Annotated in this window: 10 protein-coding genes; 2 read left to right on the top strand and 8 right to left on the bottom strand. The window is 70.7% G+C overall.

Features of this window, described 5'->3' with window-relative positions; all coding sequences use genetic code 11:
• Positions 1-40: 40 nt before the first annotated feature.
• The 7 genes from OG524_RS32885 to OG524_RS32855 all read right to left on the bottom strand — a co-directional run bounded on the left by OG524_RS32885 (position 41) and on the right by OG524_RS32855 (position 11,192).
• Positions 41-3,688, bottom strand: a complete 3,648-nt coding sequence (locus OG524_RS32885; protein WP_405386797.1) for a LamG domain-containing protein — start codon at positions 3,686-3,688, stop codon at positions 41-43.
• 23 nt (positions 3,689-3,711) lie between these two features.
• Positions 3,712-5,301 (bottom strand): VCBS repeat-containing protein, encoded by a 1,590-nt coding sequence (locus tag OG524_RS32880; RefSeq protein WP_405812209.1) that lies wholly within the window; start codon positions 5,299-5,301, stop codon positions 3,712-3,714.
• Positions 5,302-5,697: 396 nt separating this feature from the next.
• Positions 5,698-7,224, bottom strand: a complete 1,527-nt coding sequence (locus OG524_RS32875) for a VCBS repeat-containing protein (protein WP_405393023.1) — start codon at positions 7,222-7,224, stop codon at positions 5,698-5,700.
• A 419-nt stretch (positions 7,225-7,643) separates the two neighbouring features.
• Positions 7,644-8,639, bottom strand: coding sequence for an alpha/beta hydrolase (locus OG524_RS32870; protein WP_405386801.1), 996 nt, complete (start codon positions 8,637-8,639; stop codon positions 7,644-7,646).
• 52 nt (positions 8,640-8,691) lie between these two features.
• The gene (locus tag OG524_RS32865; protein ID WP_405386802.1) at positions 8,692-9,405 is read right to left on the bottom strand and encodes a C39 family peptidase; all 714 of its coding nucleotides are present in this window, start codon (positions 9,403-9,405) and stop codon (positions 8,692-8,694) included.
• Between the two features lie 286 nt (positions 9,406-9,691).
• Positions 9,692-10,099, bottom strand: a complete 408-nt coding sequence (locus OG524_RS32860) for a hypothetical protein (protein ID WP_405386804.1) — start codon at positions 10,097-10,099, stop codon at positions 9,692-9,694.
• A 97-nt stretch (positions 10,100-10,196) separates the two neighbouring features.
• Positions 10,197-11,192 (bottom strand): ArsR/SmtB family transcription factor, encoded by a 996-nt coding sequence (locus tag OG524_RS32855; protein ID WP_405812208.1) that lies wholly within the window; start codon positions 11,190-11,192, stop codon positions 10,197-10,199.
• Positions 11,193-11,557: 365 nt separating this feature from the next.
• Between OG524_RS32855 and OG524_RS32850 the strand changes: the two genes are divergently transcribed.
• Positions 11,558-11,932, top strand: coding sequence for a hypothetical protein (locus OG524_RS32850; RefSeq protein WP_405386808.1), 375 nt, complete (start codon positions 11,558-11,560; stop codon positions 11,930-11,932).
• 105 nt (positions 11,933-12,037) lie between these two features.
• Here OG524_RS32850 and OG524_RS32845 read toward each other — a convergent pair whose 3' ends face one another.
• Entirely contained in the window at positions 12,038-13,855 is a 1,818-nt protein-coding gene (locus tag OG524_RS32845) for a flavin-containing monooxygenase (RefSeq protein WP_405812207.1), read from the bottom strand.
• A gap of 223 nt (positions 13,856-14,078) precedes the next feature.
• Here OG524_RS32845 and OG524_RS32840 point away from each other — a divergent pair, with 223 nt between their 5' ends.
• A complete protein-coding gene (locus OG524_RS32840; protein ID WP_405386811.1) occupies positions 14,079-15,101 on the top strand; it encodes an SMP-30/gluconolactonase/LRE family protein in 1,023 nt (340 codons plus the stop codon).
• The last annotated feature ends 139 nt before the right edge of the window (positions 15,102-15,240 follow it).

Here is a 15,240-nt window from a genome sequence, read left to right as displayed (position 1 = left end):
CGGTTCCGCTGGGAACCGGCACACCCGCCCGGGGGAGGGATCACATGTTCGGAAGCGGTGTCCCGTTGGCCATCTGCTGGATCGCGGTCCGGTCGGCGGCCCCGCTGTAGACGCGGACCTCGTCGATGGCGCCCGCGAAGTACTCGCTGCCGCCGCCGAGGGCCGAACGGCCCACCTGCAGTGCCCCGGTGGCACCCCAGAGGGTGTCGTCGGTGCCGTGCGCGATGTCGGCGAGCTGGCCGGCCACGTACAGCCGGATCTCGTTGGCGAACGCGTCGTAGACCACGGCGAGGTGCTGACCGGCCATGTCGACGTCCGGGAGCGTCTGGTCGTCGGTGAAGGTCTTCACCGACGCCGTCGCCGAGTCGGACTCGGCGACCGCCAGTTCCCAGGTGGAGGAGGACTCCGCGTCGGCGGCGGGCCGGTAGCGGACCGCGAGCCGGTTGGCTGCCTGGCCGGGCAGCGACAGCACCGTCTGCGGCACGGTCGCGTCCAGCGTGGTGAGCTGCACGCGGGCCGTCGCGGTGAAGCTGGCCGCGCCGGTGACGGGAGCGGTGGCCGTGGACGCGTAGTCCCCGTCACCGTCCAGTACCAGGTGGCCCGCGCCGACCATCGGGTACGGACCCTCGAAGTACGGGTCGTCCGTGGGCGCGTTGTAGATCGAGGCGTTGCCCGCGAGGGTCAGCTTCTGGCCGGTGCCCGTGTCAGCCGAGGCTCCCGCGGCGGCCGAGTCGAGCTGCCAGTAGTTCATGCGGGTCGGCTTGACCGTCATCATCTCCGCCACCTGGGTGGCGGGCAGGACGCGGTCGAAGACGCGTACCTCGGCGAGGTCACCGGAGAAGTTGTCCCGGTAGCCGCTCTTGGCCGTGGTCCGGCCGATCTGGAGGGGCCCGTACGACTTCCACACCGAACGGCGGGAGGCGGTGCCCTTGGAGTCCTTGTTGATGTAGAGGCGCAGTTCGGACTTGGCCGCGTCGTAGACGCCGGTCAGCAGCACCCACTGGTCGGGGACGACGCCGACTCCGGTGGCGACGGCCTTCCACTGGCCGAGGGTGTCGACGTCGGTCACCGGGACGGAGAACGCCCAGGTGCCGGCGACGTGGTCGTAGCCGAGGGTGAATCCGGGTTCGCCGGTGCCGTCCTGGCTGACGACCGCCATGTCACGCGTGGGGGTGCCGTTCGGGCGGACCCAGGCGCTGACGCTGAAGCTCTCGGAGGAGTCCAGCACCGTTTCGTTGACGTCGGCGTACGCGGCGCCGGTGCCGTCGAAGCGGGCGGCCGAGTCGGCCTTGCCGCCGGGTCCCTCCACGCCGAAGGTGACTCCGGTGCCCGTGTTCGCGGAGAACGCCCCTGTCTCGTCGTGGGCCTCGGTGCTCGACGGTTCGTCGGCGAGGTTCCACTGGCCGGCGACCGGGGTGCCCTCGGTCACGAGGAACTCGTAGTGCGCCTTGGTGCTCGGGTTCTCGGCCTTGTCGACGGCGATGACGTCGACCCAGTGGCGTCCGGAGCGGGTGGGCATCCAGCTGACGGTGGCGGATCCGCCAGGGGTGGCGGCGTCGACCGTGGTGGCCGGGGTGGCGGTCCCGTCGAACGCGTACCGGTACTTCACGACGTCGGTGTCGGGCACCGAGTCGTTCGGGTTCGGGGCGAAGGTGAAGGAACCGTAGGTGCCGACGCCGTCGTGGTACACGGTGTCGGAGGGGTACTGCTTGGACAGTACGTTCGGCTTGCCCGGCAGCGTCTTGTCGTACATGAACTCGCAGTGCACGGTGTCCCCGTCGTAGCTCCAGGGGCCGTATCCGTCACCGTCGTAGGCGCGTGCGCTCCAGTAGATGACGGTGTTCTGCGGGATGGACGACTTCACCGTGTGGGTGAACTTGGTGCCGGACGTGGGCGCCAGCCAGGACGGGGTGAGGTAGGAGTAGGTCTTGGCCTCCTTGGTGACCGGGTCCGTCCAGTCCACCTTGAATTCGACCTTGACCTTGTCGGTCAGGCCGTTGCCGTGGTCGGGGTCGCTCGCCACGGCCTGAAGCTGCGGCGGCACCTCGGAGAAGGGACGGCCGGCGCCGCTGGTGCAGATGCCGCCCGGGTTCTGCGAGAGCGTCGTGATCTTCCGCGGCAGGTTGTTGTAGCTGATGGACAGGTAGGCGTTGCCGCAGACCCGCTTCCACTCCGGCAGGCGGGTCTCGTCGGCGGCCCGCAGGCCCAGCGTCATGGACGACCAGCCCTCGGCTGCCGCGGTCTTGACCTCGGTGGTCAGCTCTCCGGTCGCGCCCGACTCGAAGTGCAGGTTGGCCTGGCTGGAACAGCTCGTGGGCGAGATCGCCTTGTCGACGGTGCCGATGTGATCGGTCCAGTCGTCCGAGGTGTTGGACCAGCTGGAGGAGGAGGTGATGCTGTAGTTCTTGCCGCCGATGCGGTAGAGCCGGATCGGCTCGGCGGTCGGCGAGGCGCTGTAGATGTGCTCGACGCGCGCGGAGAACGTCGCACCGAGGATCTGCTTGCCCTTGTAGAACGACATGGGCATCGTGAACAGCGTCCGGCGCACTCCCACGCCGTTGCAGGAGACCGGGCTGTAGTCGGTGGGGCACTTGCCCACGCCGGCACTGCCGGAGTACTTCCAGTCCTGCTCGCTCGGCATGCCGGACATCACGCCGGTCCACGCGGTGCGCGAGGTGGTGCGCTGGATCGGGTCGATGACGACGGGGAAGACCGTGTCGTCGCCCCGGAGCAGCTTCTGGTCGGGGACGAGGGACAGCTTGCCCCTGCCCACCTCGATGGCCAGCGGTGAGGTCCGGCCGCCGCCGCCGGGGCCTGTCAGGGCGGCCTTCGGCGCGACGGCCGGGGTGGGTGCGGCGTCGGCGGTCGCGGCGGCGAGCGCCTTCGACACGGCCTTGGGGCCCTGGGCCTTGGCCGCGGCTTCCCTGACCGCGGCCGAGTCCCACATCACGGGCTTGCCGGCCTCGAAGACGGTTCCGCCGACGGCGGCGTCCTCGGCCTTGATGGCGCCGGAGGCGTCCTCCGCGACCTTGAGTCCGTCGGTCGTGAGACCCAGGTCGAGCCGGGCCAGTCGCGGATCGGCCGCGGCCTCGGGGGTCTTGACGACCAGGAGGTGGCCGAAGCCGTCCGCCTCGGCGCGCACGGTGAGGTCGACGCCGGGCAGTGCGTCCTTGTACGTGGCCGTGTCGCCGTCGAGCGAGGGGGCGGGCAGCTTCCCGTACGGCCAGGTGAGGGCCATCTCACGGCCCGCCTGGTTCATCGTGACGAACGGCTCGCCTGCGGTGCCGTCCGAGAGGGACAGCGCCACCGCTGCGGCCTTCGGCGAGACCGAGCCGTCGGCGTGCCGTACGAGGGTCCGGTCGATGTCGACCCACGTACCTTCCTGGAAGGTACGCACGGGGTCGGTGTACTCGCGGGCCGTGAACGTGCCGTTCGGTTCGGCGTAGATCTCCCGGCGCGAGGTGCGCATGCCGAGGATCTCGACCTTCTGGCCGCTCTTCCTGGCGACGGTCAGTGCCTCGGCCTCGGTCTGTACCGGCTTGCCCGCTGCGGCGATCGACGGCTCGGGGGCCTCGTCGGGAGCGGGGCCCTCCGACTGGGCGCTGAGGATCCCGGTCATCACGGCGCCCGCCACCACTGCGGCGAGCGCGCCACGCAGCACCGGGCCGCGTCGTATGCGTCTGGACATGCGTCTGTTCTCCAGGTCGTTCATCAACGGGTCACGGCTCCGAACGCGACATCACCTGTGGGGATGCCGTCCCAACCGGGCTTGAAGGTGCGGGTGGGCGTGCCGCCGGACGCCACGTTCCAGCTGAAGGAGTGGACGGCGTGTTCCGCGGCGGGCCCGTAGGGCATGCCCACGTACAGGGCGGACGGGTTGGCGCCCAGGCTCATTCCGGCGAGCTGGCGGGGTGCGGGTTCTCCGGGGATGCCCCAGCCCGGGTCGATCCAGGCGTCGGAGGCGCCGGCCGCGCCGACGAGCGGGAAGATCTGCACTCCGCCCTTCTCCATGTGTTCCTCGGAGGACTCCTCGCCCGGCACGCCGACCGCGAGCCGGACGGTGGTGGCCGAAGCGGTGCTGTTGGGGGCGGTGTTGACTGCGGCGAGCCCCTGTCCGAAGAAGTCCCCGGCCTCGGTCTCCTCCTCCGCGTCCGCCGCGTTCTGGTCGAGCCAGTGGATCTGTGTGAAGGTCCCGGTGGCCGTGATGCGGAAGACCTGGACGGCTCCCGCGTCGACGGTCGTGGCCAGGTCCTCGCCCGGGACGCCGACGGCGAGCAGTGACTCGGTCGTCGAGGTGGCACCCGAGGGCCGGTACGGGACCATGGCGAGCGCCGTGCCGAAGCCGTCACCGGGCTCCTCGGCGCCCTGGATGCCGTCGATGTCCTGGGACAGGCCGACCAGCGGTTCGGGAAGACCGGACACGAGGGTGTGGCTGAAGACGGCGAGTCCGCCTGCGAACGGTACGGTGCCTATCGCCTCGCCCGGGCCGCCCACGGCGAAGTGGGTCGGGGTGGCCGCGAACGAGGAGCCGAACCGGTCGTCCATCTCCATCGTCCCCGGGACCGGCCCGGCGGTGGTCGTGTCCTGGTTGATACCGACGACGGTCGCCGCGTCGGCGGAGACGTAGAAGAAGCAGCCGGCGTCCTCGACCGTCCCCAGCGCTTCGCCGGGCGCGCCGATCAGCAGGTACGACGTTCCCGCGGCGGTCTTTCCACCGGTCAGGGCGTAGCCGACCCAGTCACCCGTCTCCCTGCCTCCGCCGAGCGACGAGGTCGCGCCCTGCGCGTGCTCCTTGACGGCTTTTCCGCCGGCCAGTCCGGCCGCCGAACCGTAGACGATCTGGACCAGACCCGCGTCGCGGACCGTGACGTCGTCCGCGGCGAGGTCCTCGTACGGGATGCCGACGGCGATGTCGCTGCAGCCGTCGGCGTCCGCGTCGTAGACGGCGAAGGAGAAGCCGAACCGGTCGTCGGGCTCGGCGCCCCCCGGAACGTTCGCGGTCTCCTGGGACAGCTGCATGCTGCCCTTGTCGTCGCCGTAGACGATGTGGATCAGGCCGGCGCCCGGGACGTTGTCGACGGTCCCTTCGGGGTCGGCGATCACGGTGTCCCTGACGCCGTCCCCGTTGAAGTCGGAGTCCACGCCCGAGCATCCGGCGGCCAGGGCGGTGGCGGGTGCGGTGAAGGGCGCCCCCGGCCCGAACCCCAGGGCGAATGCGGTCAGGACGACCGCACTTACGGCGAGCGCTGTTCTTCCTCTGGCCGTGCGCCGTGGCGGGCTCATCGGACTGGTCACGGACATGGTTCCTCCCCTGATGGCTCCGGCAGGTGGGCCGGAGGTCCCCGAAACGGCTTCGGGCGTGCTGGTGGCGTTCGTCCCGTGACGGCGTCGGCCCGCGCCCATGGGTGTGGGGGGCACGGCGGGCGTGGTGGGCGTGGACGGCGTGAGAGTGCACGCGCCGGTAAACGGGCACGGGTTCGCGGGTCGTGAACGGGTACGCGGGCGTGTGCGGTCGTGAACGGGTGCTCGGCCATGAGCGGATGCGCGGTCGTGTGCCGTCGCGAACGGAGTCGTCGCCGCGTCGCCCGTCCGGCATACGGGACTCCGCGTACGGCATACGGGATTTCGCGTACGGCATACGGGATCGCCGCCGCGTCGGGCGCCCGGCGTGTCTGCCGTGCGCCCGTCCCGCCCAGGTCAGCTCAGACGCGCACCGAAGGCGACGCCCTCGGCCGGGATTCCGCCTTCGCCGGGGCGCCAGCTCTGCGTGGGCGCGCCGCCGTTCGGGGTGTTCCAGGGGAAGGCGTGGACGGCCCTGTTCTCGGCGGGACCGTAGGGGACGCCGACGTAGAGCGACGTCGGGCTCGCACCGAGGCCCATGCCCGAGAGCATGCGGGGTGCGCGGACGCCGGGAATGCCGTCGCCGGGTGAGATCCAGCTGTCACCGGCGCCCGGGTCGCCGAGCAGCGGGAGGATGTGGACGCCGCCCTCTTCCGGGTACTCCTCGGTCGACTCCTCGCCGGGCGCTGCCACGGCCAGGCGCATCGTCGCCGCGGTGCCCGTGGTGGTCGGGGAGGTGTTGGCCGCGGCGAGGCGCTGTCCGAAGAAGTCGCCGGACTCGGCCGAGCCCTCGACCTCGGGCTGGTTCCGGTCGATCCACTTCAGGTGCTGGAGGGTTCCGTCCGCCTCGATGTGGTAGGTGTGGACGGCTCCCGCGTCTACCGTGCCTGCCAGGTCCTCACCGGGGACGCCGACCGCGAGGAGCGAGTCGTTGTTCGCCGTGGCCCCGGCGGGACGGTAAGGGGCCATCGCCAGCGACAGGCCGTACTGGTCTCCGGCCTGCGCGGTGGTGTCTCCGCTGCCGCTGCGGCCCTGGCCCATGCCGAAGAGCGGGGCCGGGATTCCGTCCACGTTGATCGAGGGCCGGAAGGCGATGACCGCCCCGGCGAACTCGACGTTCCGGGACGTCGTGGCTATGGACTCGCCCGGGGCGCCGACGACGAAGTGACGGTCCGTCGCGGCGATCGTCGCGCCGAAGCGGTCGTTGGGCTCGGGGTCCTCCCAGACGCCCGCCGAGTCCTGCGCGACGTGGGCGACGTCGTACCCGGTGCCGTAGACGTGGTGGAACATCCCCATGTCCTTGCCCTCGGCGCCGTCCTCACCGGGCACGCCGATCACGAGGAAGGGGATGCCGCTGGCCGAGGTGCCCGCGGCGACGGCGTATCCGACCCAGTCCTCCGGCTCGTAGCCACCGCCCAGTTTGCCGTCGGCACCCTGCCGGAAACCGATCGTGCCGAGCCCTCCGGATGCGATGCCCGTGGGCGAGCCGTAGATGAGGTGGACGAGCCCCGCGTCCTTGACCGGCCCCTCCGCCACGTTGATGTCCTCGAACGGGATGCCCACGGCGATGTCGCTGCAGCCGTCGAGGTTGGCGTCGTAGACGGCGTACGAGAAGCCGAAACGGTCGTCCGTCTCGGCGCCGTCAGAGACGTTCGGAGAGTCCTGCGACAGCAGGAACGTTCCCGCTCCGCCTCCGTAGATGATGTGGATCTGTCCGGCGCGTTCCTTGCCTGAGACCGTGGCCTCGGGGTCGGCGATGACCGTGTCGCGGATCCCGTCACCGTTGAAGTCGTGCTGCGCTCCGGCGCAGCCCGCGGCGGCGACCGCCTGCGGAACCGGTAACGCTCCTGGTCCGAGCAGCGTGAACGCCGCCACCATTGTCATCCCGGCCACGGCCCGGCCGCTCCGTCTGCCTGCACGCACCATCGATCCAGCCCCCCACCCCTGCGGCACGACGCCCTTCGAGCGCACGTCACCTTGCTGTCGCCCCTCCCTGATCGGCTGTACCGCACGGCACGGCGAAGTTCCCCACTTCGCCGCCCCCGGTCCTGGACCGGTGGTGCGCTTCGCATGATCAACAGAGGCGGGACGGGACTCTGCCACGTGTCATCAGGGCCGCGCAAGAACACATGTCCGACATCAACTCATCGGTGACCATCATGACTTGGTCACATCACATTCACAGTAGGGTCATGGATTGGCCACTATGAGTTGTCATCGCCCGGACCCGCACAACACGGTGCGGCCACACCCACTCCGGGGCATGGCCGCACACATCGGACGGACTGTCGGAACCTTCGGTACTACGCCTTACGGAGCCTGCCGATGATGCCGTCGAGGTCCCTGATGAAGAGGTCGGGGCGGACGAAATGTCCGCCGGGCACCTCGTGCCACTCGTGCGGGATGCCGGCCCCGCCGAGCCGCGACCGGAACTCCCGCTGCCCGTCCAGCACCGCTGTCTCGTTGACCGTGTCGAACCAGTTGATCGGGTCGGGACTGGTGCCGGCGACGAGGAAGACCCGCTTGTTCCGGTAACTCTCGACGCGCTGTACGGGGTTGTCGGCGCTGACCCTGGCCTCGTTCCACAGCGGCGCACCGTAGACCGTGCCGCCTCCCAGCTCCGCGGCCGCGGAGGAGACGTTGGCCCAGTGGGTGACCAGGCCGGCGTCACGGCGCAGGCTGGCCGGGCCGGAGTGGGCGCTGACCGAGGCGAAGTGGCCGTAGTACTTGGCCGCGTACTTCAGCGCGCCGAAGCCGCCCATCGAGAATCCGGAGACGGCGCGGCCGTCGTACTCGGCGTACGTACGGAAGTTGGCGTCGATCCACGGGAGCAGCTGGGCGATGTGGAAGGTCTCCCAGTTCCGGGGGCCGGTGTTGGAGCTGACCGGGTTGGAGTACCAGCCCGCTCTGCCGCCGTCCGGCATCACGACGATGACGGGCTTTCCGGCGGTCCAGGCCCGGATGCCCATACGGTCGAAGTCGATGAAGTCGCCGCCGCCGCCGTGGAACAGGTAGAGGACGGGGTAGCGGCGTCCGCTGGTGTGGTAGCCGTCGGGCAGCAGGACGTTGACGGCCGGGTCCCAGCCGATCGCGTCGGTGGCGAATCGGTAGTACCACATGCGGGGATCACGCTCGTCGTGGTTCACGATGTGCAGCCCGAAGCCGTCGCCGGCGGTGACGGCCGCTCCTGCGGCCGAGGCCGACGCCAGGACGCCTCCTGCGCCGAGGGCCGTCGCGGCGGAGATGCCGCCGAGGGCCTTCATGACGTTCCTGCGGGTGGGACGGTGCGTGCTCAACATGACCTCCTGATGGGGACGGGACGTGTACGTGACGGCGGGGCGCCGGGCCCGGTCAGGCCGAATACCCCTTCGGCGGGATCAGGGTGGCGAGCTGGTCGAAGGAGATCCAGTAGATCTGGCTGCCGCTGAAGGAGGCGGGGTCGGCGATGAGTACGGTGCGGTCCACCTCGTCGTAGCCGAAGACCGTGAAGTAGTGGTAGATCGTCTGGTCCGACGGGTAGCCGGGGGGCTGGTTGCCCGGCGGGGCGACGATGTTGGCCACCAGTGGGTAGTTGCGGTCGATGTCGAACACGATGTCGTTCCACAGCAGGTCGCGCTGGCCCTGGGTGGGCGGGTCGTTCGGCATCTCCTTGGTCTCGTACCAGCCCCCGCCGAGGTTCGAGTTGAGTACGCGGGTGACCTGGCCGATGTGGTCGGTGCCCGCTTCGGTGGTGCCGAGCTGCCAGGCCAGATCGCCCTGGCTGGGCGGGGCCATGCGGGCGGAGAGCGCGATGCGGGCGGCTGCCGGGCCGCACCAGTAGCCGGTCTCCTGGATCTGGTAGTCGATCTGCAGCCAGTGCGCGCTCCGGGTCCGCCCGGCGTCGACCTTCAGCCGGGTTCCCGGCTGGTTGCGCCCGCTGACGACGGCAGTCCCGGCCTCCGATCCGTGGGCGAGCACGGACACGGACGGTATCGGCGGAGCGGGCGACGCCAGGGCCGAGCCGGGCTGGAGCAGGGCTCCGACGGCGGCGACGACGACGGCCGCGGGCACAAGTCTCTTACGCATGAAGGCTCCTCGGGGGGTGGGGGGGGGTGGCCTTGCGGGAGGAAACGGCTTCAGGGAGGCGTCCAGCCGTGTGGGACGGCGGGGACCCAGCTTGGTTTCTGTCCCACGGCGGGCGCAAGGGACGAAAGTTCAGGCTTACCTCCGCGGTCGCACGCGGCGAACTGCCCAGGTGGGGGCGGCCGTACGAGCGCTGCCGCCAGGCCGTGGGCGGCTGTGTCCTGAGGCCCCGAGGCCCTGCGGTACTGCGGTCCCGAGGCCCTGCGGTCTCCTGCGGTCTCCTGCGGTGTCAGACCTGGTACGGGTAGAGGGCGACACGGTCCGTCCGGATCCTGATCTCCACCCAGCTGCCGTCGACGCCGTCCGGAATCGGTGACGCGACATCGAGCAGGATGTTCGAACTGTCCATCCGGAGGCAGGCACCGGCCTCGTCGAGACGGAGCTGCCCGCGCATGACCACCCGGTTCCCTTCCTGGCCGAGTCCGGACCCGGCCGACGCGGCCGGCCGGGTGTTCAGCCCCCAGACGATGCCGTCGTCAACGGTCCATTCGACCAGGTGCGTGCCGTGCGCCTCCTGTGGATCACCGCACCAGAGCACCACAGCGGCTCCGATCGCCGTGTGGACCCGGACCGTCATCGGGCTCCGGGGACTCTGCGGTGCCTTCTCCGTACGGACCAGCATGGCTCCATCGTCCACGACCGCATCCGCATCACCTCGGGCGGCGCGGGATCGGCGCAACGGATCCCGTCCGTTCATTGATCGCTATGCCGCCTGCGCGGGCGCCACGATCCCGCTACCGCAAACCGGTTCGGTCCTCCGTGGCCAGCAGGGCCCGCCCTTCCGCTGTCGCGACGTGGAAGGACCGCCCGGACTTCCGGACCGTGGTGACCAGCCCCGCCGCGCGCAGGACGTTCACGTGCTGGCTGACCGCCGGGTGGGTCACGTCCAGGCGGCGGGCGGCCTCGACGGTGGAGCAGCCCGTTCGGGTCGCCCGCAGGATGCCCGCGCGCGTGTGCCCGAGCAGCGGGCCCAGGGGGCCGGATTCCTCCGGACGCGTACGGCGGACGGGTTCCGCCCAGTCGGAGGAGTGATGGATCGGGTAGACCAGGACCGGCGGCAGTTCACCGTCCGCCAGCGTGGTCGGCGTGGGCCAGCAGAAGAAGGACGGCTGCAGCACGATCCCCCGTCCACGCAGGTGAAGTTGCTGGTCGACGGGGTACGCGACCTCCAGTACGGGTGGCCGCCAGCGGATCTGCGGTCCGAGACCGGTCAGCAGCCCCTCCGTACCTCCGTCGAGGAGACTGCGCAGCCGGACGGCGCGGTCGGCGTCGACGTGGGCGTGGATGCGCTGCCAGTACGGGGCGAGCGCTTCCGTCTGGTAGGTGTGGACGGCATCTCCCAGCCGGCGCAGGGCATCCGGGTCTCCGCCCGCCAACGAGCTTACCCAGCCGGGTGGTTGCGGCGAGGACGCCAGGTGTGCCAGGTCCGTCCGCAGCCGGGGGCCCGGGGTGCGCAGCAGGGTGTCGACAGCCGCCTGGAGCGTGGTGCGGTCCCCGGAGGTGGGGGTGAGGAAGTCCGGTGAGTACCCGCGGGGTGGTAACAGGCAGGACAGCAGGCGGCGGCTGTCCGAGAGCCGCGGGCGCACCCGGTGCCGCCAGGCGCCGAACGCCCTTTCGCCGTCCCGGCGTTGCAGGGTCTGCACACTGTTGCTGATCTCCCAGAGGAAGTCCGGCCCGGGGGCCACCCGAACCCTCGCCAGGTCCTCCGGTGTGAAGTGCACCCGTAGCATGTTCGCTCCGTCGAGATGAAGGTGTGTGCCGACGCCGGGGCCGGGGACGTCCGCCGGGAGCGCGGAGGGTCACCCCGGGGCTGCTCCGCCACAACGCCGACCCGTTCCGGGTCCCGCTCCGTGGAGCGTATCCGCGAGTGGCGCGCAGGTCACGGCATGTCCCGAACAGGACTTCATGAACTCTCAGAACGCTCCGGTCATACCCCGTCCGGCGGGCCGCACTCGGGACCCGCGAGGGGCCGAGCGGGAGGGTACCGAGCGGGAACATGCGGAGCCGGAGCGTACCGAGCCGGAGCATGCGGCGACCGGCATTGTCAGTCCGGGCCGGTACGCTGCCTGATTCCCGACCGATACACGAGGCTCTGGTGCTGGACGCTCCCACCGAGCGGTTCGTCGCGGCCGTCGGGAAACTGCCGCCCGACGTACTCGCCGAGGTGTTCGAACACTCTCTGCTGCTGTACCCGGGCGGCGGCCGGGAGGCGGCCCTCGCGCTCAAGCTCTCCGCATCGGAGTTCTCCGAGCTCAACCGCGCGGTCGCCTCGGCGTTGCTTCCGCGAGCGGGTGCGCTCGATGCCTTCCGTGAGGGCCTGCACTCCGACGCCAAGGCCGCGTGCAACATCGCGGCGAGGGCCGTCCGTACCCGCGCGACGCTCGCGGAGGAGCACTACCGCGTGCTGACCGCACCGTTCACGGCCGCCGGTGACCCCGCCCCGGCCCACCCGGTGACCCCGACGTCCTGACCACCGTTCGGAACGGATGGGCCGGCCCCGGCCCCACCAGGCCGGGCGGACGGGCGCCCCGAGGTCGCCGCCCGCCGAGTGGGCTCCGCCATGCCTACCGCGGCGTCAGTGCGCCGGAGTGCGAGCGGCGGTCCTGGTGCGGAGGATCCCTCTCATGGAGTCCTCGCGCCATCGCCGGAGGAGTTCGTGGAAGGCGAACGCGCCGTGGGGGTAGGCGATGGGGCCGTTCGGCCGGCCTCGCCCCTCCCGGTTGTAGTAGCCGGGGGTGCACTCGGCGTGGAACCACTCGTGGTCCGGCGCGCCATCGGCCAGGACGGCGATCCAGGCGTCCTCTGCCTCGCGGGACGGTTCGACGAGTGCGTCCTCGGCCTCGGCGGCTGCCACGAGGGCCGCACCGTGGACCGCCTGCTCGTCCAGGATGTGCGTGTAGTTGACACTGCTGGCGTTCTGCAGCGATCCCATCTGGATGAGGTTCGGGAAGCCGTTGCAGGTGAAGCCGTGCAGGGAGCGCGGTCCCCGCTGCGCCCACGCGTGCAGCAGTTGGGTGCCGGCCCGGCCGTGGACGGGGAGCTTGCCGGAGAGGACGCCGGAGGTCCCGACGGAGAATCCCGTGGCGAAGATCAGACAGTCGAGTTCGTAGGTGGTGTCGCCGACCACGACCCCGCGTTCGGTGATGCGCTCGATGCCGTGGGTGTCCGCGGTGTCGACCAGGGTGACGTTGGCGCGGTTGAACGCCGGGTAGTACTTGTCGGAGAAGGTGGGGCGCTTGCAGGCGTACCTGTACCAGGGTTTGAGCTGTTCCGCCGTGGCTTCGTCGGTGACGGTCCGCTCGATCCGGGCGCGGAGCTCGTTCATCTTGGCGGCGTCGGCGGCCTCGTAGGCCACCTCGAAGGCCTCCCGGTCGCCCTGCCTGCGGAAGCTCGGCAGGAGCTTCTCCAGGAGGCCCGCCGACATGGTCCAGCGGTCCGCCACGAGGTCCTGCTCGACCGTCTCGCCGGAGACGATGCGGAGGTAGTTCTCCCGCCGCTCGCGTGCCCAGCCGTCGCGGTCCGCACCGACGTCCCCGGCGGTGGTACGGCGGTTGGCGCGCACGTCCACGGTCGAGGGGGTCCGCTGGAACACGTAGACGTGTCCGGCGTCCTCGGCCAGCATCGGGATGGCCTGGATGCCGGTGGCTCCGGTGCCGACAATGCCCACCCGCTTCCGCGAGAGGCCGGTCATACCGCCGTCCGGCGTGCCGCCGGTGTAGGCGTAGTCCCATCGCGACGTGTGGAAGGTGTGGCCCGTGAAGTCCTCGACGCCGGGTATCCCGGGGAGTTTCGGCTCGGACAGGGTACCGGTGGCGGTGACGACGTACGTGGCCCGGAACGCGTCGCCGCGGTCGGTGGCCACGATCCACGTCTCGGACTCGTCGTCCCAGGTCAACGACGTGACGGCGGTGGAGAACAGGGCGTCCGAGTAGAGGTCGAACTTCCGCGCGATCCGCATCGCGTGACGCCGGATCTCCTCGCCGGGTGCGTACTTCCACTCCGGCACGTATCCGGTCTCGTCGAGCATCGGCAGGTACACGTGGGACTCGATGTCGCAGTGGATGCCGGGGTACCGGTTCCAGTACCAGGTGCCCCCGAAGTCGCCACCCTTCTCGACCGTCCGGACGCGCCGCACGCCCTGCTGCCGCATCCGCGCCCCGGCGAGGATGCCGCCGAATCCGCCACCGATCACGGCGACGTCGACGGTGTCGTGCAGCGGATCACGCGCAGTCGGCTCCCCCGCGTACGGATCGGCGGCGTAGTAGCCGAACTCCGCTTCGGTGTCGCGGTACTGGCTCGCACCGTCGGGCCGTACGCGCCTCTCTCGTTCGAGGCGGTAGCGCTGCCTCAGTGCGGTGAGCTCGCCGGGGGCCGGCGCCTGCGGGGTGGTCATGTGGGGGGACCTCGATCCTGCCTGTCCAGCCGCCCCGGACTGAGCGGCCGTCCGTTACGGTAGCAACTACCGGACAGCACTGTCCGGTTGAGGCGTGGTGGTACCGCGAGTTTCGGCCACAGCACGTCCGTCCGCGTCCGCCGGCGAACGCCGTCCCCCCACCACTCCTGACCAACGACGACCCAACGACATCCGCGCAGACGGACATGGAGAGTGTTCCCCCATGCGACGACGACTCCCGATCCGAACCACTGCCGTGCTCACCGCGATCGGCACGCTGACCCTCACCGGATGCGGTACGGAAACGGGCGCCCCCCGCGACCGGACGGCCTCCACCGGCGACGTCGGGACCATCCGCCCGCACAAGGTCATGCAGCTGACGCAGGTGCACACGGAGACCGGAATGACCCTGCTGGAGGGCCCGGCCTTCGGCGAGGACGGCGCCCTGTACGTCGTCGACGTCACCGCACCGCCGGGAAAGCCCAAGGTGATGCGCGTCGACGTCGGGAAGAGGACCTCGCGCCCGGTCCACACCGACAGCCGGGGCGCGTACACCTCGGCGCAGTTCAGCCCCTACGACGGCCGGCTCTACCTGACCGACTACGCCCACGGCGAGGTCGTGAGCCTGGCCCCGGACGGCGGCGATCCGCGGACCTTCTTCTCCGGCAAGGTCGACGGAGCGGCGATGAATCCCGACGACATCGCCTTCGACCAGGCCGGCAACCTGTACATCAGCGACTCACGCGGGCTGTCCGAGGGCGCGGCGCACGGGCGGGTGGTACGCATCGACCGCGACGGCCGGAAGGCCACGGTCCTGGCCGGGGACCTGGCCGCCACGAACGGGATCTCGTTCGACGCGGACTACCGCGGGCTGTGGTTCAGCGAGCTCACGGAGAACCGGATCTCCTACCTCCGCCTCGACGCCGAGGGAGGGGTGACTTCCCGCCACACCGCGATCCGCGTCGACGGCGGGATCGCCCAGACCGACTCGATCGCCGTGGACGCGGACGGCAACCTCTACCAGGCACTGCACGGCCGGGCCGCGATGGTCGTGTACGACAAGCACGGTGAACGCCTGGCGACGGTGGAGGTACCCGCCCACGTCCAGGGGCTCGAATCGGCCACGAACGTGGCAATCACGCCCGGCAGGACGAAGGCGTACATGACCGTCAGCGGGCCCGCCGGAGGCTACCTGTACACCTTCGACGCGCTGGCGGAAGGCATCCGGCAGTCCAACGGCGGCTGACACGGGGGCGCACCCACCTGCCGGATGACCCCGGCGGCCCGTACTCACCTCGTCGAGGGCAGGCACCGGTCCTCACCCGCCGTCGGAGGACCGCACCGGTACTCACGCGTCGCACCCCCGCACAGGTCCGTAACCACCC

It is taken from the genome of Streptomyces sp. NBC_01520 (assembly GCF_045040375.1).
GTDB lineage: Bacteria > Actinomycetota > Actinomycetes > Streptomycetales > Streptomycetaceae > Streptomyces.
This window is presented reverse-complemented; position numbering and strand designations above follow the sequence as displayed.

Bases quoted from the DNA above. Each gene is read 5' to 3' on its own strand.
- OG524_RS32855 (WP_405812208.1), bottom strand. From the start codon at position 11,192: ATGCTACGGGTGCACTTCACACCGGAGGACCTGGCGAGGGTTCGGGTG.
- OG524_RS32865 (WP_405386802.1), bottom strand. From the start codon at position 9,405: ATGCGTAAGAGACTTGTGCCCGCGGCCGTCGTCGTCGCCGCCGTCGGA.
- OG524_RS32885 (WP_405386797.1), bottom strand. From the start codon at position 3,688: ATGTCCAGACGCATACGACGCGGCCCGGTGCTGCGTGGCGCGCTCGCC.
- OG524_RS32845 (WP_405812207.1), bottom strand. From the start codon at position 13,855: ATGACCACCCCGCAGGCGCCGGCCCCCGGCGAGCTCACCGCACTGAGG.
- OG524_RS32875 (WP_405393023.1), bottom strand. From the start codon at position 7,224: ATGACAATGGTGGCGGCGTTCACGCTGCTCGGACCAGGAGCGTTACCG.
- OG524_RS32870 (WP_405386801.1), bottom strand. From the start codon at position 8,639: ATGTTGAGCACGCACCGTCCCACCCGCAGGAACGTCATGAAGGCCCTC.
- OG524_RS32880 (WP_405812209.1), bottom strand. From the start codon at position 5,301: ATGTCCGTGACCAGTCCGATGAGCCCGCCACGGCGCACGGCCAGAGGA.
- OG524_RS32840 (WP_405386811.1), top strand. From the start codon at position 14,079: ATGCGACGACGACTCCCGATCCGAACCACTGCCGTGCTCACCGCGATC.